Origin of the sequence: Escherichia sp. MOD1-EC6842 (assembly GCF_002965705.1) — a bacterium.
Taxonomy (GTDB): Bacteria; Pseudomonadota; Gammaproteobacteria; order Enterobacterales; family Enterobacteriaceae; genus Escherichia; species Escherichia ruysiae.
In genome coordinates this window covers 60,414-84,138 of the sequence record NZ_PTRF01000011.1, presented here as the reverse complement: position 1 = coordinate 84,138, position 23,725 = coordinate 60,414, and the positions used below count along the sequence as shown (strand labels likewise).

The window sequence follows — 23,725 nt, the reverse complement described above, 5'->3', positions numbered from 1 at the left end:
TTATACCGCCTCGGTCAGTTCTTGCTGAGGCGTTACTACTCCTTCTGCATGTATTAACGCCAGATCCGGATGATGCCACAAACTCGCTGGAGTGACCGTTTTACGCGCCCACGGAATCGAACCTAAAAACCAGAATTTCCAGAAGGTGAGTTTTGCATTCGGATTGCTGTTTAACAGTTCTTCAAATGTCTCTATTTCACCCACCGGGATACATAGCGCCTCTTTATAAATATCAAAAACGAATTTTGAACAGAACTGGCGGGAAGATTCGTATTTAAAACCGGTATGGTAGAGCTTGCGTAGCCGGGAGGGAACCTGTTCTACCAGCCGTTGTTTTTGCTGTTCTGTTAGCCCGGCACCTAATCGCTTTACTGCATAGCGTTGGTTAGCAGAGCGTTTAATAAAGCGGGACAGTGTGGTTATGGTGGAAAGGGGAACACGGCTTTCTGCGACCAGATAATCATCGCTGTCATGACCGATAATGATCCCGACGTGATTACTCCAGCAATTTGATGCGGCAGATATTTGACCAAATAATGCAGCACCTATACATGTAAATACAATATCGCCAACTTCATATTCAGAAGGGTAATTAATTTTCACTTTGTCATTCCATTGAAATAATATGAATATGCGTAATACCATAAAAAATATTTTTTTGCAGGAGCAGAAAGGTTTATTTTTTGTAGATTTATCCACTAAATATTTAACATTAAAATATTTATTATAAATATGGCTTAGCGGATCAATTATACTGCGCCATTTTTCAGTTCATCGAGACGACTCGCAATTTTTCTTCATCCTTCGCTGGATATCTATCCAGCATTTTTTTATCATACAGCCTTATCTTTGATTCATTACGCAGGAGCGTCATGTGATAGGCAGGCTGAGAGGCATCATTCTGGAAAAACAACCCCCGCTGGTGTTACTTGAAGTGGGCGGCGTAGGCTATGAAGTGCATATGCCGATGACCTGTTTTTATGAACTCCCTGAAGCGGGCCAGGAAGCGATTGTTTTCACCCACTTTGTGGTGCGTGAAGATGCGCAGCTACTGTATGGTTTTAACAACAAACAAGAGCGCACGTTATTTAAAGAGTTGATCAAAACTAACGGCGTGGGACCGAAACTGGCACTGGCTATCCTCTCGGGTATGTCAGCGCAGCAGTTTGTAAATGCCGTTGAGCGTGAAGAACCTGCGGCACTGGTGAAATTACCTGGCATTGGTAAGAAAACTGCTGAACGCCTGATCGTTGAAATGAAAGATCGCTTTAAAGGTCTGCATGGCGATCTGTTCACACCGGCTGCCGATCTGGTATTGACCTCACCGGCAAGCCCGGCAACCGACGATGCCGAACAGGAAGCTGTTGCTGCGCTGGTGGCGCTGGGCTATAAACCACAAGAAGCCAGCCGCATGGTGAGCAAAATCGCTCGCCCTGATGCCAGCAGTGAAACATTAATTCGCGAAGCCCTGCGCGCCGCGTTATGAGGTAAAGGATGATTGAAGCAGACCGTCTGATTTCTGCCGGTACGACTTTGCCGGAAGATGTGGCAGATCGCGCCATTCGCCCCAAACTACTGGAAGAGTATGTTGGTCAGCCGCAGGTTCGTTCACAGATGGAAATTTTCATCAAAGCGGCGAAACTGCGCGGCGATGCCCTTGATCATCTATTGATTTTTGGTCCTCCGGGTCTGGGTAAAACCACACTTGCCAACATCGTCGCCAATGAAATGGGCGTCAATTTACGCACCACGTCCGGCCCGGTACTGGAAAAGGCGGGTGATCTGGCGGCGATGCTCACCAACCTTGAACCACACGATGTGTTGTTTATTGATGAGATCCACCGTCTTTCGCCTGTGGTGGAAGAAGTGCTGTATCCAGCCATGGAAGACTACCAGTTGGATATTATGATTGGTGAAGGCCCGGCAGCGCGTTCAATTAAAATCGATCTCCCCCCGTTCACCCTGATTGGCGCGACAACGCGTGCTGGTTCATTGACATCGCCACTGCGTGACCGTTTCGGTATTGTGCAGCGCCTGGAGTTTTACCAGGTGCCTGATTTGCAATATATCGTCAGTCGTAGCGCACGGTTTATGGGGCTTGAGATGAGTGATGATGGCGCGCTGGAAGTGGCTCGCCGGGCGCGAGGTACGCCACGTATCGCCAACCGCCTGCTGCGTCGTGTGCGAGATTTCGCCGAAGTGAAGCATGATGGCACCATCTCGGCAGATATCGCTGCTCAGGCGCTGGATATGCTGAACGTTGATGCTGAAGGTTTCGATTATATGGATCGCAAGTTATTGCTGGCGGTGATCGATAAATTCTTCGGTGGGCCGGTTGGCCTGGATAACCTGGCAGCGGCCATTGGCGAAGAGCGTGAAACTATTGAGGATGTGCTGGAACCTTATTTGATTCAGCAGGGCTTTTTGCAGCGGACGCCGCGCGGGCGTATGGCGACAGTGCGTGCGTGGAACCACTTCGGGATTACGCCGCCAGAAATGCTGTAGGCCGGGCAAGGCATCTGCACCGCACCCAATATTAAGCTCTCGGCAAGGTGAAGCCAGACAGGCGCTCCCGCAGGAGCGCCGAATTGATTAGCGACCAAACAGGTCACGTTTTTTCGCTTTAAACGGCTGAGAGAGTACCACCAGCACTGCGACAATCAGGTAAGCAACAAAAATACCGAGCAGCCACTGCGGCATATCCAGGCCTAAAAAATCCCACTGACGCTCAGCGCAATCGCCAGAGGCGACAAACACTTGTGGCACCCATTTATCCAGCGGCAGCCAGTCCGGGAATCTAACCATGAAATCACAGGTCATAAACGGTGAAGGATAGAGCTGGAGCATGGTGTGCTCGTAAGTTAATTGCACGCCACGAAAAGCACTATACAGCCAGATGATCATCGCCACATAACGCAGCGGAGTTTTCGGGGCGATAGCGCCAATCAGCGCGGCGCCCAGAATGCCGAATAACGCACAGCGTTCATAAATACAGAGCACGCAAGGTTTAAGTAACATCACATGCTGGAACCACAGCGCCGTCAGTTCCAGAGCCAGAGCGGTAAACGCCATTAACAGCCACGCCCCCCGGCCTTGTGAACATTGGTTCAAAAATCGCAACATAATAATTTCCCTGCAATATGCATCGAATGCGCAGTTTAAACCAATTCATTCGTTGCGCCACCAGGAGGGAGTAAAAATAGGATGTAATTGAACAATTATCGGGCGGAAAGGCAAACCGGGCATAAATATGCCCGGTAAGTTGTTATCAAAGCGTTGCAATCCACCCCATTTGCATAAACCATTCAGTTACAGGAGCAAGCGTAAACTCTACGCAGAGTAATCCGACGAGGGTCAGTACGAGAGTGTAGGGCAGAGCCATCCACACCATGCGGCCATAAGAAAGACGTATTAATGGCGCGAGTGCTGAGGTCAACAGGAATAAGAACGCAGCCTGTCCGTTCGGCGTGGCGACGGAGGGCAGGTTGGTTCCGGTGTTAATGGCGACTGCCAGCAGTTCATATTGCTTCAGTGTAATCGCGCCGCTTTCCATTGCCGCTTTTGCTTCGTTGATATAAATCGTCCCTACAAAGACGTTATCCGAAATGGAAGACAGCAAACCGTTGAAGATATAGAACAGCGATAGCTGAGCGTGTTCTGATGCCTGCAATACAAACTGGATAATTGGGGAGAACAGTTGTTGGTCGATAATCACCGCCACTACCGAGAAAAAGACCGTCAACAGTGCGGTGAATGGCAGAGACTCGGTGAAGGCTTTGCCGATAGCATGTTCATCAGTTACACCGGTCAGTGATGTCGCCAGAATAATGACAGACAAACCAATCAAGCCGACCTCTGCCAGATGCAAAGCCAGCGCGGTGACCAGCCAGACGCCGATAATCGCCTGGACAATCAGACGAATTTTATCCTGACGTGTACGCTGGAGACGGCTTTGATCGTCAAACTGTTGCAGCACTTCGCGGACTTTCTCCGGCAGCGTTTCGCCGTAGCCAAACCAACGCAGCTTCTCCACCAGCAGGCAGGTTAACAGGCCGCAAATCAGGACAGGGACGGTCACCGGTGACATGCGCAGGAAGAAATCGCCAAAATGCCAGCCAGCAGCTTTGGCAATGATCAGGTTCTGTGGTTCGCCTACCATAGTCATCACGCCGCCTAATGCAGTGCCGACACCCGCATGCATCATCAGGCTACGCAGAAAGCCACGGAACTGCTCCAGAACCACTTTGTAATGCTTGTCGATATGGCTGTCGTCTTGCAGGTCGGTATCTTCGGTGCGGGAAGAAGCTACGCGGTGATAAATGCCATAAAAACCAACTGCAACACTGATCACTACGGCAACGACGGTTAAGGCATCGAGGAACGCAGAGAGAAACGCCGCCGCCATGCAAAAAGAGAGCGACAGCAGCATTTTGGAGCGAATGCTTAACAGTAAACGGGTAAATATGAACAGCAGAAGCTGTTTCATAAAATAGATGCCCGCCACCATAAACATCAGTAACAGCAAGACTTCAAGATTTGCCGCCACCTCTTCACGGACGTGTTCCGCACTGGTCATGCCGATGAAGACAGCTTCGATAGCCAACAGACCGCCGGGGAGCAGCGGATAGCATTTCAGAGCCATCGCCAGAGTGAAAATAAATTCCGCGACAAGCAGCCAGCCAGCAACAAAGGGGCTGATGAGGAAAATTAATGGGTTAACAATTAAGAAAATAATAAGGGCAAGTTTGTACCAGTCAGGTGACTGACCCAAAAAATTGCGCCATAACGCGCGGCCCCAGGAGATCTCCATGATGGTTTCCCTTACCTTACAAATAATAAATGATGTTTTTATGTTAGAACGCAAAGCTTAACGGTCAGGGGGGATCGAGGCAAGTCTTGATAGTCAAGGGGAAAGAGATACAGAAAATGAAGCCTTGATCCCTTTTTTCTTCTTTTTGTCTGCTATCAGCGTTGTTAGCCCTCTGGTATGATGAGTCCAACTTTGTTTTGCTGTGTTATGGAAATCTCACTATGGTCATTAAGGCGCAAAGCCCGGCGGGTTTCGCGGAAGAGTACATTATTGAAAGTATCTGGAATAACCGCTTCCCACCCGGGACTATTTTGCCCGCAGAACGTGAACTTTCAGAATTAATTGGTGTAACGAGAACGACGTTACGCGAAGTGTTACAGCGCCTGGCGCGAGACGGCTGGCTGACCATTCAACACGGCAAACCGACGAAGGTGAATAATTTCTGGGAAACCTCCGGGTTGAATATCCTTGAGACGCTGGCGCGACTGGATCACGAAAGTGTACCGCAACTCATAGATAATTTGCTGTCAGTGCGCACCAATATTTCGACCATTTTTATTCGCACCGCGTTTCGTCAGCATCCTGATAAAGCGCAGGAAGTGCTGGCAACGGCTAATGAAGTGGCCGATCACGCAGACGCCTTTGCTGATCTGGATTACAACATTTTTCGCGGTCTGGCGTTTGCCTCTGGTAACCCGATTTATGGTCTGATCCTTAACGGAATGAAAGGGTTGTATACGCGCATTGGTCGTCACTATTTCGCCAATCCGGAAGCGCGTAGTCTGGCGCTGGGCTTCTACCACAAGCTGTCTGCGTTGTGCAGTGAAGGTGCTCACGATCAGGTTTACGAAACAGTACGCCGTTATGGGCATGAGAGTGGCGAGATTTGGCACCGGATGCAGAAAAATCTGCCGGGTGATTTAGCCATTCAGGGGCGTTAATCCATCCATACTGATGACCAACGCATAGTTGCCTGATGCGCTATGCTTATCTGGCCTATTGAATTTGTGATGCTTTGCAGGCGGATAAAGCGTGTACGCCGCATCCGGCAAAAATGACCCCTCCTCAAATGAGGAGGGTTTTTTTTATAGATTCCCCATTCTTGGCGGGCAGCGTTCCAGCAACTCGACGCTGCCGTCTTCGTTTTGCTGTTCCAGCATCACATCAAATCCCCACAGGCGATGTACATGCTTCAGCACTTCTTTACGCCCCCGATCCAGCGGTGCGCGGTTATGTGGAATGTAACGCAGCGTCAGCGAACGGTCGCCGCGCAAATCCACGTTCCAGATCTGAATATTCGGCTCCAGATTACTTAAGTTATATTGCGACGATAAACGGTTACGGATCTCCCGATAACCTTCCTCATTATGAATGGCGGAAATCTCCAGATAATTATGCCGATCGTCATCCAGCACGGTGAAGAAGCGAAAATCACGCATTACCTTCGGTGACAGGAACTGGCTGATAAAGCTCTCATCTTTGAAATCACGCATCGCGAAATGCAGCGTTTCCAGCCAGTCGGAACCGGCGATATCCGGGAACCAGTATTTGTCTTCTTCCGTTGGCGACTGACAAATCCGTTTAATATCCTGAAACATAGCAAATCCGAGGGCATACGGGTTAATTCCGCTGTACCACGGGCTGTTATAGGGCGGCTGGAAGACCACATTGGTGTGGCTATGCAAGAACTCCAGCATAAAACGTTCGGTCACTTTCCCTTCATCATACAGATGGTTAAGGATGGTGTAGTGCCAGAAGGTCGCCCAGCCTTCGTTCATCACCTGAGTCTGTTTTTGCGGATAAAAATACTGGCTCACTTTACGTACAATGCGCAGGATTTCACGCTGCCATGATTCCAGCAGCGGTGCATTTTTCTCCATAAAATAGAGCAGATTTTCTTGTGGCTCGGACGGATAGCGGCGCGCTTCGGCAACGGTTTTCTCTTCCTCGCGCTTAGGCAGCGTTCTCCAGAGCATATTGACCTGGCTCTGCAGATACTCTTCGCGACTTTTCTGCCGGGCTTTCTCCTCTTGCAGCGAGATTTTTTGTGGGCGTTTATAACGATCCACACCGTAGTTCATCAGCGCATGACACGAATCCAACAGCTTTTCTACCTCATCAACGCCATAGCGTTCTTCGCACTCGGTAATGTATTTGCGGGCGAAAATCAGGTAATCGACAATCGAACTGGCATCGGTCCAGCTACGGAATAAGTAATTGTTTTTGAAGAAAGAGTTGTGGCCATAACAGGCGTGTGCCATCACCAGTGCCTGCATGGTAATGGTGTTCTCTTCCATCAGATAAGCGATACACGGATTAGAGTTAATGACGATTTCATAGGCCAGCCCTTGCTGACCGTGCTTATACAGACGCTCGGTTTCAATAAACTTTTTACCAAACGACCAATGCGGATAGTTAATTGGCATACCGACGCTGGAGTAGGCATCCATCATTTGCTCTGATGTAATTACTTCAATCTGGTGCGGGTAGGTATCCAGCCGGTAGAGTTTTGCCACCCGGTCTATCTCTGCCAAATAAATATCCAGCAGGTCGAATGTCCAGTCAGGTCCATCGCTCAAACGTGTGGAGTCCTTATTCATAGAATCGATCGTCGCCATACGCGCACCTCATTGTTGTCGGCGCTCTCTGTGTGGAACACCTCATTTCAAGCATAGAACACCAGTTAAAAACCGCGTCGCTGGAGAATTTTTTTCTTTGCGATTTCTTATTATCGGAGTGCCAATAATTAGCTTCTGAACGGAATTTTCTGCTGGATATAAAGCGCGACCAGCAGGAGATACCAAAGACGCCATATTCCCGCAAAGTCAGGGAGATGTGAGCCAGCTCACCATAAAAAAGCCATATGTTGAATAATATTTTCATCTGAGTTATCAAGATGTAATTAGATTATTGTTCTTTTACTGTATCTACCGTTATCGGAGTGGCTATGCGAGTTGTCATACTGGGAAGTGGTGTGGTAGGCGTTGCCAGCGCCTGGTATTTAAATCAGGCTGGACACGAGGTCACCGTCATTGATCGGGAACCTGGGGCAGCACTTGAAACCAGCGCAGCAAATGCCGGGCAAATTTCTCCTGGATATGCCGCGCCGTGGGCGGCGCCAGGCGTGCCTTTAAAAGCGATTAAATGGATGTTCCAGCGACATGCGCCGCTGGCGGTTCGTCTCGATGGTACGCAATTCCAGTTGAAATGGATGTGGCAAATGTTACGTAACTGTGACACCAGCCACTATATGGAAAACAAAGGTCGGATGGTGCGCCTGGCGGAATACAGCCGTGATTGCCTGAAAACATTGCGCGCCGAAACCAATATTCAGTATGAAGGACGGCAGGGCGGGACGCTGCAACTGTTCCGCACTGAACAACAGTATGAAAACGCTACTCGCGATATCGCCGTACTGGAAGATGCAGGCGTGCCATATAAGTTACTGGAATCCAGTCGCCTGGCGGAAGTTGAACCTGCGCTGGCGGAAGTAGCGCACAAACTGACTGGTGGCCTGCAACTACCCAATGACGAAACCGGTGACTGTCAGCTCTTTACCCAGAATCTGGCGAGCATGGCGGAACAGGCGGGGGTAAAATTCCGCTTTAATACACCAGTCGATCAGCTGCTTTGTGACGGCGAGCAGATTTATGGTGTGAAGTGTGGTGGTGAAGTAATTAAGGCCGATGCGTATGTTATGGCATTTGGCTCTTACTCGACGGCGATGCTCAAGGGCATTGTCGATATCCCGGTTTATCCGTTGAAAGGTTATTCTTTGACCATTCCGATTGCGCAGGAAGACGGTGCGCCGGTGTCCACCATTCTTGATGAAACCTACAAAATCGCCATTACCCGTTTCGATAACCGTATCCGCGTTGGCGGAATGGCGGAAATTGTTGGCTTTAACACCGAGCTGTTGCAACCGCGTCGTGAAACGCTGGAGATGGTGGTTCGCGACCTTTATCCGCGCGGCGGCCATGTTGAGCAGGCTACTTTCTGGACTGGCCTACGCCCGATGACCCCGGACGGTACGCCGGTTGTGGGGCGTACACGCTTCAAAAATTTGTGGCTGAATACCGGTCACGGTACGCTTGGCTGGACGATGGCTTGCGGTTCTGGTCAGTTGTTAAGCGATCTGCTTTCTGGCCGCACGCCAGCGATCCCGTATGAGGATCTAAGTGTAGCGCGCTACAGTCGTGGATTTACGCCATCACGTCCAGGCCATTTACATGGCGCGCACAGTTAAGGAATCGAGATGACTCGTCCGATACAGGCCAGCCTCGATCTGCAGGCATTAAAACAAAATCTGACCATTGTCCGCCAGGCCGCGCCGCATGCACGCGTCTGGTCGGTGGTAAAAGCGAACGCTTACGGGCACGGTATCGAGCGTATCTGGAGCGCGCTCGGGGCGACCGATGGTTTTGCGTTACTTAATCTTGAAGAGGCCATTATCCTGCGCGAGCGCGGCTGGAAGGGGCCAATCCTGATGCTGGAGGGTTTTTTTCATGCTCAGGATCTGGAAATTTATGACCAGTACCGTCTGACCACCTGCGTGCACAGTAACTGGCAGCTCAAAGCACTGCAAAATGCGCGGCTAAAAGCGCCGCTGGATGTTTACCTTAAGGTGAACAGCGGAATGAATCGGTTGGGGTTCCAGCCCGATCGCGTGCTTACTGTCTGGCAGCAGCTGCGGGCGATGGCGAATGTTGGCGAAATGACTTTGATGTCGCATTTTGCCGATGCGGAGCATCCTGATGGGATTTCTGGCGCGATGGCGCGTATTGAGCAGGCAGCGGAAGGTCTGGAGTGTCGGCGCTCGTTGTCTAATTCGGCGGCAACCCTGTGGCATCCGGAAGCGCATTTTGACTGGGTTCGACCTGGCATTATTTTATACGGTGCTTCTCCGTCCGGTCAGTGGCGCGATATCGCCAATACCGGATTACGCCCGGTCATGACGTTACGCAGTGAGATTATTGGTGTTCAGACGCTAAAAGCGGGTGAGCATGTGGGCTATGGCAGTCGCTATACTGCGCGTGATGAGCAGCGAATCGGCATTGTCGCCGCCGGATACGCCGACGGCTATCCGCGTCATGCACCAACCGGAACACCTGTTTTAGTGGACGGGGTGCGCACCATGACGGTGGGGACAGTCTCGATGGATATGCTGGCGGTCGATTTGACGCCTTGCCCACAGGCGGGGATTGGTACGCCGGTTGAGCTGTGGGGCAAGGAGATCAAAATTGATGATGTCGCCGCCGCTGCCGGAACGGTGGGCTATGAGTTGATGTGCGCGCTGGCGCTACGTGTACCTGTTGTGACGGTGTAACTTGTGGCAAGCCGGATAAGACGCACACGTCGTATCCGGCGATACAAACTCCATCAAATTTTAGATTCGGCTTCGTCCTCTGCCACCCGAACGCCGATCTTCAACACTGCATTATCTTCTTTCTCAGCCACCGTCCAGATCATCCCGGCAAACTCTACTTGGTCACCGACCACCGGTGCCGCGCCTAACAACTGCTGAACAATTTCACCCAGCGTTTGCTGTTTATCGCGATACTCCCGACCATCTTCCAGACCATAAATCAGCGCCACATCGGCATATTTCGCGCTGGCTTCGAGAATGAAGTCACCAAAGAAGCGTTGATCCAGCGCGACAGGCGGCGACTGGCTAAACAGTTTTCCGAGTGCCGGAAGATCGCGTTCCCGACCAATCACGCATAATACGTCGCCTTCACGCAGTCGGGTGCTGCCGGTGGGGTGAAGCAACTGGTTATCACGAAACAGTGCCGCAATGCGCGTCTCTTTTGGCATATGCAGGTCGCGCAGCGCCGCGCCCACGCACCATTTATCGGCACTCAATTGGTAAACAAACTGCTCCCACGGATTTTCCGGATGAATATCCAGTCCAACGCGTGACACCGGACGTCCCACTGGCGGAACCACCACTTTAGCTTTTTTCGCTGCCCACGACAGCGATGTTCCCTGCAATAGCAGTGAAACCAGAACTACGAAGAAGGCGACATTAAAGAACAGACGCGCATTATCCAGCCCCGCCATCATCGGGAACACCGCCAGGATGATCGGCACTGCGCCGCGTAATCCAACCCAACTAATAAACACGCGCTCGCGCAGATTGAAGCCACGGAACGGTAGCAATCCGGCAAATACCGAAAGAGGACGGGCGAAGAATATCATCCATGCGGACAAAATGAGCGCCGGAATGGCAATAGGCAGCAGGTCGCTTGGGTTAACCAACAGTCCCAGCACCAGGAACATGGCGATTTGTGCCAGCCAGGCGAGGCCGTCGAAATTTTGCAGAATGCCGTAGCGGTTGCGAATCGGACGATTACCCAGCAGGAAACCGCACAGATAAACAGCCAGAATGCCGCTGCCTTCCAGCGCCGTGGTTAAAGCAAAAATCAAAATACCGCCGCTTAATGCCAGCAATGGATACAAGCCCGCAGGCAGGGCGATGCGGTTAATCATCTGCAGCAGTAAATAACCACCGCCAAGACCGATTACGATCCCCAGGCCAAATTGCTGCAGAATATCGACAACGAACATCCAGCTAATAGTGCTTTCATGCTGCTGGATCATCGCAATCAAGGTAATTGTCAGAAAGACCGCCATCGGATCATTGCTGCCGGACTCTATCTCCAGCGTCGAGCCAACACGTTCGTTAAGCCCTTTGCCGCCAAGCAGAGAAAAGACCGCTGCGGCGTCGGTAGAGCCGACAATTGCGCCGATTAATAAACCTTCAATCAAATCAAGATTAAACAGCCATGCCGCCATCATGCCGGTTAAACCGGAGGTGATAAGCACGCCCAGCGTCGCCAGTGAAAGAGCAGGTCCTAACGCCACGCGAAATGAACTGGCCTGGGTGCGCATTCCGCCATCGAGCAAAATAATCGCCAGTGCCAGGTTACTTACCATGTAGGCAAAAGGATAATTATCAAACGGAATGCCGCCGACACCATCGACCCCAGCCAGCATACCGATCGCCAGGAAAATAACCAGAATCGGAATGCCAAGGCGGGAAGAAAATGAACTAAGTAAAATACTACTGGTGACAAGGATGGAGCCTAAGATGAAAAGGCTAATAATTGTTGCGGCATCCAACGGTCGGTTACTCCTGATTACGCTGTCTCGTACTATAAACCTACCATATTCACGGCAGAAACAGCGTTTTACTTAGCCCGGAAGCGTGATTTTTTTACGCTTTAAGAACAGGATGACCGCTAATCGTCAATTGTGTACCGTTTTTGGCGTTTTTGAGGATAGCATGTGCGCCCAACGGGAGGGTAACTGTGCGTTGTTCATGACCAAAGTCGAGGCCGGTAATCAGCGGAATCGACAGGCGGGAGCGCAAGAACGCGTACACCGACGCCAGGTTGTAACCCGCATCATAATCATTGGGCGTGCTGCCACTAAAGCTGCCGAGAATAATCGCCTTCTGGCGCTGTAAAATTCCAGCATGATAAAGCTGTAATAACATGCGTTCGACACGGAACGGATGTTCGTTGATGTCTTCCAGTACCAGAATACCGTTCTCAATTTGTGGCATCCACGGCGTACCGATAAGCGAAATCAGCATCGCGAGGTTGCCTCCCCACAGTGTTCCTTCTGTCTGACACGCCGGGCCTTCCCCTTGCCATTCAATGCTGAACGTTTCATTGCGTAACGCCAGCCAGAAGTGATGCTCGGTAAAGGTATTCAGCTCATCCGCGCCAAAATTTGCCACCAGCATCGGGCCGCTAAAGGTGATGACATTGCCTTGTGCCAGAAGACCGCACTGAATGGCCGTAAAATCGCTATGCCCGCAGATAAGCAACGGATCATTTTGTTGGCGAGCCACCAGAGCCTGCCAGTCAATATCCGCCAGTAAGCGACTGGCACCGTAACCGCCGCGTACTGCCAGCACGATGGTGTTGGGCGAAGTCAGTCTGGCAAGGGTATTGAGATCTTCCAGGCGCTCCGTTTCCGTACCAGCAAAACGCTCACAACGACGGGCGATAACCTCGACGTTATTGACCTGATGCCCCGCATCGGTAAGGCGCTGAATGCCGCGCTGTGCGGCGTGCTGATTAATGCAGTAACCCGACGGGGCAATTAAGTGAAACTGATACATGGCAATTCCTTGCTGACAACAGAAACGAAATGTATATCATGCCGCTTAGGTGTGCCGTTGTCACCTCAACGGCGATTCCAGGCGATAAGGATAGATGAAGTGAAATTGAGATGGTTTGCCTTTTTGATTGTGTTATTAGCGGGTTGTTCTTCAAAGCATGACTATACGAACCCGCCGTGGAATGCGAAAGTCCCGGTACAACGTGCGATGCAGTGGATGCCAATAAGCCAGAAAGCCGGAGCGGCCTGGGGTGTCGATCCGCAATTGATCACGGCGATTATCGCTATTGAATCAGGCGGTAACCCGAACGCGGTAAGTAAGTCGAATGCTATTGGTTTGATGCAGTTAAAAGCCTCAACCTCCGGACGTGATGTTTATCGACGCATGGGCTGGAAAGGTGAGCCGACGACCAGCGAACTGAAAAACCCGGAGCGCAATATCTCAATGGGGGCGGCTTACCTGAATATTCTGGAAACCGGCCCGCTGGCAGGCATTGAAGATCCGAAGGTCCTGCAATATGCGCTGGTGGTGTCATACGCTAACGGGGCTGGTGCGCTGCTACGGACTTTCTCATCAGATCGGAAAAAAGCGATCAGCAAAATCAATGATCTGGATGCTGATGAGTTCCTCGATCACGTAGCAAGAAATCATCCTGCACCGCAGGCACCACGCTATATCTACAAACTTGAGCAGGCGCTGGACGCGATGTAACTCAGTCGCGCACTTTGTCCGCTTTCTCCCGGGCTTCCCGTTCGAGTGAGAATATAATCCGCTGTAATTGCCGCTCCACCGTCGGGCTGACGTTAAGAAAACGAAAGCTCAGGCGGGGAGTGGAGATCGTTTCATTTCTGCTATCAATCACTTTGCGCTCGCTGATGGTCAGTAACTGGGCGTCAAAGTGAAAAACGCCCCATTGTCCCATGTTGACTTCAATCTGTGCGAAGCGCATACCTTCGTGCAACCCGCCAGGTTTTTCCGTTTCCAGTAATGCCCCCATGCCACCTAGCGATAAGTCACTCAGGCGAAAACGTAACGTACTGTTATCCGCCAGTTTGGTCTGACAATAATAAGGCGGATGAAGTGGGGCGGAGATGCGGAAATATCTGCGTCGTTGCACAAACCATAATGCGGGAGGGGGAGTGGCGATAAACGCCGGAAGCTGCAAATATTCACTTTGCTGTAATTGCGCAAGGGTAAATTCGATTTTGGCGCCTTGCGTTTCGGCGGTAATAGTGATTTGACGCGCTTTAAGCACGGCATTGTTGTCTTCTTGCTGACTACCAAAATCCAGCACCAGTTTATCAGGGCTTATCGCCAGTATATTGCTGATCAGCTGACCATCTGACCAACTGATACGCAGTGGCACTGCGGCTTTATGTAAATCGCGTAAAACGCCCAGGACTGCTAACGGATTTTGTTTCAGGAACTGCTCATGGTAATGACTCACGCGGAAAAACTCCTGACCGACAAACTGTCTTTGGTTTATCGGTAGGGACTAACAAAACTTAATACAAATGCGTGAATTTTTTTTACAACTTACGACTAATTCAACCGACAGCCTCCCTCCATTGATCCTGTGCTTGCCTATACTTAGAGCGTTGACGTAAGCATTTCTTGCGTCCGATTCATCGAAACGAGGGCCTGAACATGGGAATTATTGCCTGGATTATTTTTGGCCTGATAGCCGGCATTATCGCCAAGCTGATCATGCCAGGGCGTGATGGTGGTGGATTTTTCCTGACCTGCATTCTCGGGATAGTCGGTGCGGTTGTCGGCGGCTGGCTGGCGACCATGTTTGGCATTGGCGGCTCCATCAGTGGTTTTAATTTACATAGCTTCCTGGTGGCGGTGGTCGGCGCTATCCTGGTGCTGGGGGTATTCCGCCTCCTGCGAAGAGAATAACGTAATCTTTCTGGCGGATAGCGGTGCTGGCATCGCTATCCGCTTTCAAATTATGTGTAAACCTCACGGTGTTTGAAAACCAGATAAAACGGCAACGTCATCCAGATAAGCAGAATGACGCTGTCGGGAGAAGAAAAGATTAAGGTGTGGTTTCTGTGACTTTTGTTGGCTGCGTTGCGGAAGCACTGGTCGGGCGCGTTGCCGGAACGTTGTCACACGGTTTTTCTTTCGGGCAGATCAAATCCAACATTTTCAGCGTTACGCCGTTGGTCCAACCAAAACCATCCTGCAACGGATATTCGCCACCACCGCCGCCTGTTCCGGTGGTGCTGACATCATATTTCTCCACCAGCTTTTTCTCCCGGTCATAGGTGTGCTGAACATTGGTCAGAAAGTGCCAGCTAATGTCCATCGCTACATCTTCCTGCCCGTAGTTTTGCAATCCTTCAGTAGCGACCCATTGTAACGGCGCCCAGCCATTTGGCGCGTCCCATTGCTGCCCACTTTTCACCGAGGTGGTGTTCAGTCCGCCAGGTTGCAGCAGATGCGTTCTGGTCGCCGTTGCCATTTTACTGGCGCGATCTTTCGCTGCTGCATTAACGTACAACGGGAACAGGGCTGCGGCAGTTAACTGATTACGTACTTTATTACTCTTCAGATCGTAATCGGCATACCAGCCGTGTTGATCGTTCCACAAGTATTTTTCGATCCCTTTCTGACGGGAATTTGCCAGCGTTTCGTATTGACTGGCCATCGCGTTATCCCCGGCGGCTTTACTGGCGCTGGCAAGGATTTTTTCCATTTTATACATCAGGCTATTGAGATCGACCGGTACGATGCTGGTGGTGCGTAATGTATTTAACTGCTGAGGATTGTCCATCCAGCGCGAGCTGAAATCCCAGCCAGATGCGGCGGCGGAACGCAGGTCACGGTAAATTTCAGTGGCAGGGCGATTTGGATTGCTTTTCGCGGTGGCAATATCCTCTACCCATGACTCCGGACGCGGTGTATCGCGGTCGTCCCAGTAGCGGTTAAGAATCGTGCCATCCTTGAGCTTTACAACGCGCTTTTCCTGTTGCCCGGCTTGCAGATTTTCAACGCCGTCCATCCAGTAAGCATATTCTTTTTGTAGTTGTGGCAGATACTGTTTCAACGCGGCGTCGCCTTCATGTTGCGCCAGTAACTCCACCATCAACGCAAAGAAAGGCGGCTGCGAACGGCTTAAATAGTAGCTGCGGTTCCCGTTGGGAATGTGTCCATAAGTATCTATTTCATAACCAAAATTCGCCACCATATCCGCCACTTTATCCCAGTGACCGCTTTCGCCAAGCCCCAGCATGGTGAAGTAACTGTCCCAGTAATACACTTCCCGAAAACGACCTCCCGGCACGACATAGGGTTTCGGCAATGGCAACAGAGAGTCCCATTTTTCGGTGCTTTCCGTTGTGCGGGTTAATACCGGCCAAAGTCCATCAATATGTTCACGCAGCGACTGTCCCTTCGGCGGGACATGCTTCTCGCCTTCTTTTGGCAGGGTGAAATTAACTTTCACGAAGTGACGCAAATCAAACCCGCTCTGGTTCTGTTGCATCCGATAGTCAGCGAGGATCATTAGCGGGTCGCTGTTGGGCACGGCGTCGGCAAAAGTTTTTTGATCAGGAAAAAGTTTGGCGTTTTGAACATCGTCAAACAACGGTCCCAACAAAATATCAGGTGATTGTGGTGTGACGGCGATTTCTTCCGCCTGTGCCGATAGCGTGGCAAAACACAATAAAACGGTGGTGGGAATTAACGCCATTCTTTGCAGGTGACGAGGGACACGTGGTTTCATCAATCATTCTCCTTTGGCGATACCGAACAAAACGGTAATCAAGTATCAGAAAACCTTAGTTCAGGATCGCGGCAACTGCATGATTGAAATCTCATTCTGCGAAGTGTCAGGCATTATGGACGATGTAATTAACGGCCTAAATAGTGTTGCAATATATTCATAAAATATATGTTGTTTATTAAATGGGCAGTGACTTTTGTTGTGTGATCACAGAAGAAAAAAATCATAAGAATTTAATGAAAAAACATAATAGACCGACCAAAAACTTCCGTGAAGAATTGTGCCAGTGAAAGGTATTCCGTGAAGTAAATTTATAGATAAGGATAAAACATGTCTAATGTGGAAAAATTGCCAATAAAAGAAAAAATAGGCTATAGCCTGGGCGATGCCGCCAGCCATATCGTCTTTGATTCTTCTGTTGCCATCCTCGCTTATTTCTATACCGATATTTATGGTCTGCCGCCAGCCGTAATGGGAACCATGTTTTTACTGGTGCGTCTACTGGATGCAATTACCGATCCGATTATGGGGGCAATCGCCGATGCAACCTCATCTCGTTGGGGGCGTTTCCGTCCGTGGCTGTTGGCCATCTGTGTACCATTTGCGGTCAGTTGCGTGCTGGTTTACTCCATTCCTGATTTCTCTGATAGCGGCAAGGTTGTCTACGCGGTTGCTGCATATATATTTATGACATTAATGTATACGGCCATTAATATTCCTTACTGCTCATTGGGCGCGGCGTTGACATCCGATCCACGTGAAAACCTGTCATTGCAATCCTGGCGTTTTGCCATCACACCTATTGGCGGTGCGTTAGGTACAGCATTTATCCTGCCGGTCGCTGACTTCCTCTCGCCAGGCGATCGGGCTACTGGTATCCAGATTGCGATGGCGGTGTTTGGCGTTATTGGCTGCATTATGTTTTTAATCTGTTTCCTGACCACCAAAGAGCGGGTACAACCTATTCAGGAAGAAAATCTGAATATTGCGCGCGATTTGAAGATTCTTTTTAAGAATGATCAGTGGCGCATCCTCTCTGTTTATAATTTTATGATGCTGGTGGCGGTGGTTATCCGTGGCGGTGCTGTTGTTTATTATGTTAATACCGTTTTAAATAAAGGTTCAGATATTCTTACCTGGTTTATGCTCGGCGGAATGTTTGCTTCTATGTTAGGTTCTGTACTGGCGAAACCATTTGGTACTCGCTTTTGTAAAATTAAACTTTCATTCTGGGTTAATATTATTAATGCGGCGTTGGGCGTGCTCTGTTATTTCCTGCCGGTGGAATACTGGGTTATTCCATTACTGGCTCATCTGGCAATTCAGATTATTCAGGGCGGAAATGGCGCACTCCAGTGGTCGATGATTACCGATGCGAATAACTATGGTGAATGGAAAACGCGTCGTCGTATTACGGGGATGAACGTTGCTGCGAATATTTTTGTCATCAAACTGGGCGTTGCAGTAGGTGGGGCGGTGATTGGTTGGGTACTGGCTTATTATGGCTATGCAACCAGTAGCACAACTCAATCCGCTAATTCAGTACAGGGCGTAGTGTTACTGTTTACCCTCCTGCCGGCATTCTTCTACTTCCTGACTGCAATTTCTATTAAGTTTTATCTGTTGAATGAAGCGAAAATGAACAAAGTAGTAAAGGATTTACAACATGGTCAGTACGCTGGCTAATAGCGTAAGGCTTTCCCGGATGGCATCGTAACGACGCCATCCGGACACTGGTTTAGCCATCATGGCTAAAACGTTGTGTTTTGACGTCCAGAGTTAACGTCTCTTCAGGTTGTACCGCGTACAGTTTTTCACCCTGTAAGCAAACCCAGCCAATACCCAGTTCACGGGCAATTAAGGCGCTATGGGATACCGGACTTCCGGCACTAAGGCAGATGCCTTTAACGACCGTCGGATCCAGTTGCAGCACGGTGGAGGGGTAAATGTTCTCTGCCAGCAAAATGGTTGGTGCGCTAAATTGCGGTAGTTCTTCTTTTGTCTGTGTCAGATGGAGCAGGGTGCGATGCAGAAGATCATCCACATCGATATAGCGCGCCTGCAGATATTCATCATCAATCTGTTGATATTGCTGGCTAAGTTCTTTAAGAACCTGCTGCCAGGCATACTCTGCGGTGCAATGTTCATGCAGAAGAAGTTCGCTTGCTGCTGCCAGCAGTTCAGGATCGTCTAACAGAGTATGGTGACCGGAAAAGATCGCGGCGATATCGTTAAGCCCGCTTGCTTCTGCCTTTGCCGTTAACGTCATCAGGTCTAACAACGTAAAATCAATTGCCTGGCGTAATCGTTCCTGTTCTTGTTCCACCGTAAGGACTGATTTCGCCTGTACTGCGCATAAAACGGGTTGATAATAAAAGGCTTTCCCCGTAACAGGATTAACCTGGTGCAGCGTTGGCGGCGTAATATCTTCTGTTTCACCAAAGTTATCTTCAGCCAACTGGCGGAAAGCGGCCAGCGCCTCTTCAGCTTCTGGTCCTTTCACAATCAGGCGCAGAGTATCGTTATAGCGGACTTGTAATAGCGCAATCTGGTTAATACTTTCCGGCGTGACGCATTTGCCGTTTTTCTCCAGTAACATGTCTGCATTAAATACCGATAAGGTATAGACCAGTCGAGAGGCCGGGCGCACGTGGAGGCCGTTACGGTTTTTAATCACCACAGCCAGGGAACGGGCTTCTTCATCGTGCGGCGGGCATGTGTCAGATATCTCACTGGCGGATGACGGTAAACCCAGTTGTTCGCGTTTGGCTTCCAGCGCAGACATAGCATCATAAATAACTTTGTCGATATCGGCACCTGATGCCGCGCTAACTGTTGCCGCCAGAGTTCCTTCGACCAATGGCGCTGCGCACAAACGTACTTTTGCGGCGATCTCTGGCGCCAGCAATTCCAGAGCGGTTTCTGCACTCAATAACGCGCTCCCCATGTCCATCATAACCAGCACATGGTCGGCATCAGCAACGGATTCGATGGCTTCCATCACTTTGACGGCATCAGTACCAATGGGATTTTGCGGGTCATCAATCCCAGCGGCAATGGCGATTTTACAACTATCGCTCATTAACATCTGACGGGCTAATTCACCGACACCTTCACCCAGCCGGGCGCTATGTGAAACTATGACCAGGTTCACCATCACCAATTCCTTACTCTTTCGCGGCTAACGCCAGCATTTGCATCATAAACATCACGGAGGTCGCGCCAGGATCCTGGTGACCAATACTGCGTTCGCCGAGATAACTGGCACGGCCTTTGCGAGCTTGCATCGTAATCGTGCTTTGTGCAGCGGATTCAGCGACACTGCTGGCTGCGTCGAGCGCAGCCGGAACAGAGAGATTTTGCTCGCTGGACTGGCGTAACGACTCAACCACTGGTTCCCAGACATCGCACATGGTTTTATCGCCAGGTTCGGCTTTCCCCCGACTGATTACGCCGTCCACACCATCGCGAAACATCTGATAAAGCTCTTCCTGCGTCAGGCTCTGGCGCGCCTGAGTCGCCTGCGCGGCGCGAATAAAGAATGTACCGAATAGCGGACCACTGGCTCCACCGACGCTGGAAAGCAGTGTCATACCGGTATTTTTGAGGATGAAACCAATATCCTTGTCCTCAATGGCGGGTAGTTTTTCCACCACTTTGCTAAATCCTCGATTCATATTTAGCCCGTGGTCAGCGTCGCCAATTTCACGATCCAGCCCGGTAAGATAATCGCTCTCTTTGCTGAAGATTTCTCCACAGCGAGTAAGCCAGTTAACAATTTGAGTTCTGCTCAGTGACATCGTTATCTCCTTATTTACCCCAGTTCAGAGCCGGGGTGTGGACTGGGGCATCCCATAACGCCAACATTTCGTCATCAACTTTCAGTAAGGTGATGGAAAAACCGGTCATATCCAGTGAAGTGCAATACGCACCAATTAAATTGCGTTCGATAGTCAGCCCCGCTTGCTGACAACGCGTAGTCAGACGGTTATAGACGCCGTAAAGCTCAGAAAGTGGTGTGGCGCCAAGATTGTTGACCAGCGCAATCACCCGATCGCCAGACTGTAGCTGCTGTTTGGTTTGAATCTCTTCCTGCCAGTTTCCTTGTTGATAATTCCAGAAGCGCAGTGTGCGATGGTATGTGCCATTTTCCAGCAGCGTGTCGAACATTTCATCGACGGTTTGATCAAGGGAAGAGAAGGGGCGACGATCGATACCCGGCTCGCCATGAATGCCGACGCCAAACTCCATCTCATTATCTGCCAGCGTAAATGAGGGTTTGCCAGCGGCTGGAACGGTACAGGCACCGAGAGCGATACCAATTGAGTGACCCTGATTATTCAGCTTACGCCCCAGTTCCGCACAGGCATCCAGTGAGTCGCCACGTTCTGCCGCCGCACCCACAAGTTTTTCTATTAACACCGTATTGGCAACACCGCGCCGCCCGGCGGTATAAAGACTGTCTTTCACCGCGACGTCGTCATCAATGACCACCGTGGTCACTTTTACGCCGCTGTCATGGAGTAATTCGGTTGCTGTTTCGAAGTTAAGAATATCGCCGGTGTAATTTTTGATGATCAGCAGTACGCCTTCGCCGCCATCAATCTGCATGGCGCATTCAAAGATTTTATCGGGGGTAGGTGAAGTGAAAATTTCGCCCGGACACGCCCCCGAAAGCATCCCCTGACCGATATAACCGCAGTGCATTGGTTCGTGTCCGCTGCCGCCGCCTGACAGCAGGGCGACTTTTCCGGCAACCGGTGCATCAGCTCGTGTGACGTACAGCGGATCCTGATGCAATGTCAGCGAAGGATGCGCTTTCGCCAGCCCTGCCAGTTGTTCGTTCAGTACGTCTTGCACATCATTGATCAATTTTTTCATTATCTTGCTCCAGCAATTATCGTAGGGCATGGATGATGTTCAACGACACGGCGACCACTGACTGCCGATGAATCCATTGTGCATCAGACTTGGGAAAAGAAAATTCATACAAATTATGTTTCATGCTGAAACATATGTTTTAATAAATGTTCCATTATGGAACATAATAATGCCCTGATACTTAAAATTGCGAGTCAGAACACCTTTTGCCAGAAGTGAGCGGAATATGAGAGGCGGTTTTCACAACGATGACCAGGCTAACGCCCCCTGGATTGCAGCATCCTGGGAGCGATGCCGCAAACTGATGAAACGGGAGTCGTGGAGCGTACCGCACCAGGCCCAGGGCGTGACATTTGCTACCATCTGTCGGCGTAAAAAGGCGATGCTGACACTCGGGCAGGCGGCGCTGGAAGATGCCCTGGAATATATGGCGCCACGAGCGTGCGTTTTGCTTATTCTCGATGAAACTGCCTGCATCCTTAGCCGTTATGGTGATCCGCAGACTATGGAGCAGCTTAGTGCGTTGGGATTTAATGACGGCACTTATTGCGCCGAAGGAATCATCGGTACTTGTGCGCTATCGTTAGCGGCTATCTCTGGTCAGGCGGTGAAAACGATAGCCGATCAACATTTTAAACAGGCGCTCTGGAAATGGGCATTTTGTGCAACGCCGCTGTTTGACAGCAAGGGGCGATTGACGGGGACGATAGCCCTGGCGTGTCCGGCGGAACAATCGACCGCAGCCGATTTACCGTTGACGCTGGCAATTGCTCGCGAGGTGGGAAACTTACTGCTAACGGACAGTTTGCTGGCTGAAACTAATCGGCATTTAAATCAACGTAACGCTCTGTTAGAAAGTATGGACGATGGCGTGATTAGCTGGGACGAGCAGGGTAATCTGCAATTTATTAATGCTCAGGCGGCGCGTGTTTTGCGTCTGGACGCAACGGCCAGCCAGGGAAGAGCAATCACGGAACTGTTAACGTTACCTGCCGTGCTGCAACAGGCAATAAAACAGGCACATCCGCTCAAACATGTGGAAGCGACCTTTGAAAGTCAGCACCAGTTTATTGATGCGGTCATTACCCTTAAACCGATAATTGAACCCCAGGGAACCAGCTTTATTCTGCTGCTGCATCCGGTGGAGCAGATGCGGCAATTGATGACCAGTCAATTAGGCAAAGTTAGTCATACTTTTGCTCATATGCCACAGGATGATCCGCAAACCCGTCGCTTGATTCATTTTGGTCGTCAGGCGGCGCGCAGCAGTTTTCCGGTGTTACTTTGTGGAGAAGAAGGCGTTGGTAAGGCTCTGTTAAGTCAGGCGATTCATAATGAAAGCGAACGCGCTGCAGGTCCCTATATCGCCGTCAATTGCGAGTTATATGGTGATGCGACGCTGGTGGAGGAGTTTATTGGCGGCGATCGCACGGAGAATAAAAATGGTCGTCTGAGTCGTCTGGAACTGGCACACGGCGGCACGCTGTTTCTCGAAAAGATTGAGTATCTGGCGGTGGAGTTACAGTCAGCATTGCTTCAGGTCATCAAGCAGGGCGTTATCACGCGGTTGGATGCGCGGCGTTTAATCCCGATTGATGTCAAAGTGATTGCCACGACGACCGCAGATCTGGCAATGCTGGTGGAACAAAATCGCTTTAGTCGCCAGCTTTATTACGCGCTCCATGCATTTGAAATTACCATCCCGCCTCTGCGTATGCGGCGCGGCAGTATTCCGGCGCTGGTGAATAACAAATTGCGTAATCTCGAAAAACGCTTCTCAACTCGCCTGAAGATTGATGACGATGCGCTTGCTCGTTTGGTCTCCTGCGCATGGCCCGGTAATGATTTTGAACTGTATAGCGTCATTGAGAACCTTGCCCTGAGCAGCGACAACGGACGCATTCACGTCAGTGATTTGCCTGAGCATCTGTTTACCGAACAGGCGACAGAAGATATCAGCGCCACGCGTCTTTCCACCAGTCTGTCATTTGCGGAAGTCGAAAAAGAAGCGATTATTAACGCCGCCCAGGTGACAGGTGGGCGTATTCTGGAAATGTCGGCGTTACTTGGAATTGGTCGCACCACGCTTTGGCGAAAAATGAAACAATATGGCATTGATGCAGGTCAGTTTAAGCGTCGGGGATGATCGACAAAAACAAAAAAGCCATTA

At 50.3% G+C, this 23,725-nt stretch carries 20 protein-coding genes and 1 pseudogene; 10 read left to right on the top strand and 11 right to left on the bottom strand.

All coding sequences use genetic code 11. The features are described from left to right. Positions 1-603 carry a YebB family permuted papain-like enzyme gene (locus A7Z29_RS14505; RefSeq protein ID WP_000701081.1) on the bottom strand — a complete coding sequence of 201 codons (603 nt, stop codon included), beginning with the start codon at positions 601-603 and terminating at the stop codon, positions 1-3. 271 nt (positions 604-874) lie between these two features. On the opposite strand from A7Z29_RS14505, the gene ruvA reads away from it, so the two are divergent. Together ruvA and ruvB are read left to right on the top strand one after the other, a co-directional pair. Next, positions 875-1,486, top strand: a complete 612-nt coding sequence (gene ruvA / locus A7Z29_RS14500; RefSeq protein WP_000580342.1) for a Holliday junction branch migration protein RuvA — start codon at positions 875-877, stop codon at positions 1,484-1,486. An 8-nt stretch (positions 1,487-1,494) separates the two neighbouring features. Further along, a complete protein-coding gene (ruvB, locus tag A7Z29_RS14495; RefSeq protein WP_105281471.1) occupies positions 1,495-2,505 on the top strand; it encodes a Holliday junction branch migration DNA helicase RuvB in 1,011 nt (336 codons plus the stop codon). Between the two features lie 87 nt (positions 2,506-2,592). On the opposite strand, the gene dsbB is transcribed toward ruvB, so the two are convergent. Together dsbB and nhaB are read right to left on the bottom strand one after the other, a co-directional pair. Beyond that, on the bottom strand, positions 2,593-3,123 hold the full coding sequence (dsbB, locus tag A7Z29_RS14490) for a disulfide bond formation protein DsbB (RefSeq protein WP_000943446.1): 531 nt from the start codon (positions 3,121-3,123) through the stop codon (positions 2,593-2,595). 145 nt (positions 3,124-3,268) lie between these two features. After that, on the bottom strand, positions 3,269-4,810 hold the full coding sequence (gene nhaB, locus A7Z29_RS14485; protein WP_000406374.1) for a Na(+)/H(+) antiporter NhaB: 1,542 nt from the start codon (positions 4,808-4,810) through the stop codon (positions 3,269-3,271). A gap of 221 nt (positions 4,811-5,031) precedes the next feature. Here nhaB and fadR point away from each other — a divergent pair, with 221 nt between their 5' ends. Beyond that, the gene (fadR, locus tag A7Z29_RS14480) at positions 5,032-5,751 is read left to right on the top strand and encodes a fatty acid metabolism transcriptional regulator FadR (protein ID WP_010350948.1); all 720 of its coding nucleotides are present in this window, start codon (positions 5,032-5,034) and stop codon (positions 5,749-5,751) included. A 144-nt stretch (positions 5,752-5,895) separates the two neighbouring features. Here fadR and A7Z29_RS14475 read toward each other — a convergent pair whose 3' ends face one another. Next, entirely contained in the window at positions 5,896-7,428 is a 1,533-nt protein-coding gene (locus tag A7Z29_RS14475; protein WP_000190825.1) for a SpoVR family protein, read from the bottom strand. Between the two features lie 329 nt (positions 7,429-7,757). Here A7Z29_RS14475 and dadA point away from each other — a divergent pair, with 329 nt between their 5' ends. The 3 genes and pseudogenes from dadA to A7Z29_RS24055 all read left to right on the top strand — a co-directional run. Continuing rightward, a complete protein-coding gene (gene dadA, locus A7Z29_RS14470) occupies positions 7,758-9,056 on the top strand; it encodes a D-amino acid dehydrogenase (protein WP_001266918.1) in 1,299 nt (432 codons plus the stop codon). A gap of 9 nt (positions 9,057-9,065) precedes the next feature. After that, a complete protein-coding gene (dadX, locus tag A7Z29_RS14465) occupies positions 9,066-10,136 on the top strand; it encodes a catabolic alanine racemase DadX (RefSeq protein ID WP_105290401.1) in 1,071 nt (356 codons plus the stop codon). Then, positions 10,097-10,261, top strand: a pseudogene (locus tag A7Z29_RS24055) (hypothetical protein); the annotation flags it as partial. The gene dadX and the pseudogene A7Z29_RS24055, both read left to right, overlap by 40 nt. Here the strand turns inward: A7Z29_RS24055 and A7Z29_RS14460 are convergent. Continuing rightward, complete coding sequence (locus A7Z29_RS14460; protein ID WP_000338387.1) at positions 10,190-11,932, bottom strand: potassium/proton antiporter; 1,743 nt, start codon at positions 11,930-11,932, stop codon at positions 10,190-10,192. The pseudogene A7Z29_RS24055 and the gene A7Z29_RS14460 overlap by 72 nt on opposite strands. Before the next feature lie 94 nt (positions 11,933-12,026). Next, positions 12,027-12,941 (bottom strand): muramoyltetrapeptide carboxypeptidase, encoded by a 915-nt coding sequence (gene ldcA / locus A7Z29_RS14455; RefSeq protein WP_105290400.1) that lies wholly within the window; start codon positions 12,939-12,941, stop codon positions 12,027-12,029. 99 nt (positions 12,942-13,040) lie between these two features. Here ldcA and emtA point away from each other — a divergent pair, with 99 nt between their 5' ends. Then, complete coding sequence (emtA, locus tag A7Z29_RS14450; protein ID WP_000776968.1) at positions 13,041-13,652, top strand: membrane-bound lytic murein transglycosylase EmtA; 612 nt, start codon at positions 13,041-13,043, stop codon at positions 13,650-13,652. A 1-nt stretch (position 13,653) separates the two neighbouring features. Here emtA and ycgR read toward each other — a convergent pair whose 3' ends face one another. Then, the gene (gene ycgR / locus A7Z29_RS14445) at positions 13,654-14,388 is read right to left on the bottom strand and encodes a flagellar brake protein YcgR (protein ID WP_000020172.1); all 735 of its coding nucleotides are present in this window, start codon (positions 14,386-14,388) and stop codon (positions 13,654-13,656) included. A 200-nt stretch (positions 14,389-14,588) separates the two neighbouring features. On the opposite strand from ycgR, the gene A7Z29_RS14440 reads away from it, so the two are divergent. After that, the gene (locus A7Z29_RS14440; protein ID WP_000511315.1) at positions 14,589-14,843 is read left to right on the top strand and encodes a GlsB/YeaQ/YmgE family stress response membrane protein; all 255 of its coding nucleotides are present in this window, start codon (positions 14,589-14,591) and stop codon (positions 14,841-14,843) included. A gap of 139 nt (positions 14,844-14,982) precedes the next feature. Here the strand turns inward: A7Z29_RS14440 and A7Z29_RS14435 are convergent, their stop codons facing one another. Continuing rightward, positions 14,983-16,674: an alpha,alpha-trehalase gene (locus A7Z29_RS14435; protein WP_105290399.1), complete on the bottom strand. Its 1,692-nt coding sequence runs from the start codon at positions 16,672-16,674 to the stop codon at positions 14,983-14,985. Positions 16,675-17,004: 330 nt separating this feature from the next. Here A7Z29_RS14435 and A7Z29_RS14430 point away from each other — a divergent pair, with 330 nt between their 5' ends. After that, the gene (locus tag A7Z29_RS14430) at positions 17,005-18,360 is read left to right on the top strand and encodes a glycoside-pentoside-hexuronide (GPH):cation symporter (protein ID WP_105290398.1); all 1,356 of its coding nucleotides are present in this window, start codon (positions 17,005-17,007) and stop codon (positions 18,358-18,360) included. Between the two features lie 52 nt (positions 18,361-18,412). Here A7Z29_RS14430 and dhaM read toward each other — a convergent pair whose 3' ends face one another. The 3 genes from dhaM to dhaK are packed head-to-tail and all read right to left on the bottom strand — an operon-like array spanning position 18,413 to position 21,555. After that, the gene (dhaM, locus tag A7Z29_RS14425; protein WP_024212517.1) at positions 18,413-19,831 is read right to left on the bottom strand and encodes a dihydroxyacetone kinase phosphoryl donor subunit DhaM; all 1,419 of its coding nucleotides are present in this window, start codon (positions 19,829-19,831) and stop codon (positions 18,413-18,415) included. Positions 19,832-19,841: 10 nt separating this feature from the next. Beyond that, on the bottom strand, positions 19,842-20,474 hold the full coding sequence (dhaL, locus tag A7Z29_RS14420) for a dihydroxyacetone kinase subunit DhaL (protein WP_105279374.1): 633 nt from the start codon (positions 20,472-20,474) through the stop codon (positions 19,842-19,844). 10 nt (positions 20,475-20,484) lie between these two features. After that, the gene (gene dhaK, locus A7Z29_RS14415; protein WP_024212695.1) at positions 20,485-21,555 is read right to left on the bottom strand and encodes a dihydroxyacetone kinase subunit DhaK; all 1,071 of its coding nucleotides are present in this window, start codon (positions 21,553-21,555) and stop codon (positions 20,485-20,487) included. 226 nt (positions 21,556-21,781) lie between these two features. Between dhaK and dhaR the strand changes: the two genes are divergently transcribed. After that, positions 21,782-23,701 (top strand): dihydroxyacetone kinase operon transcriptional regulator DhaR, encoded by a 1,920-nt coding sequence (dhaR, locus tag A7Z29_RS14410; protein WP_085460793.1) that lies wholly within the window; start codon positions 21,782-21,784, stop codon positions 23,699-23,701. Positions 23,702-23,725 lie beyond the last annotated feature (24 nt).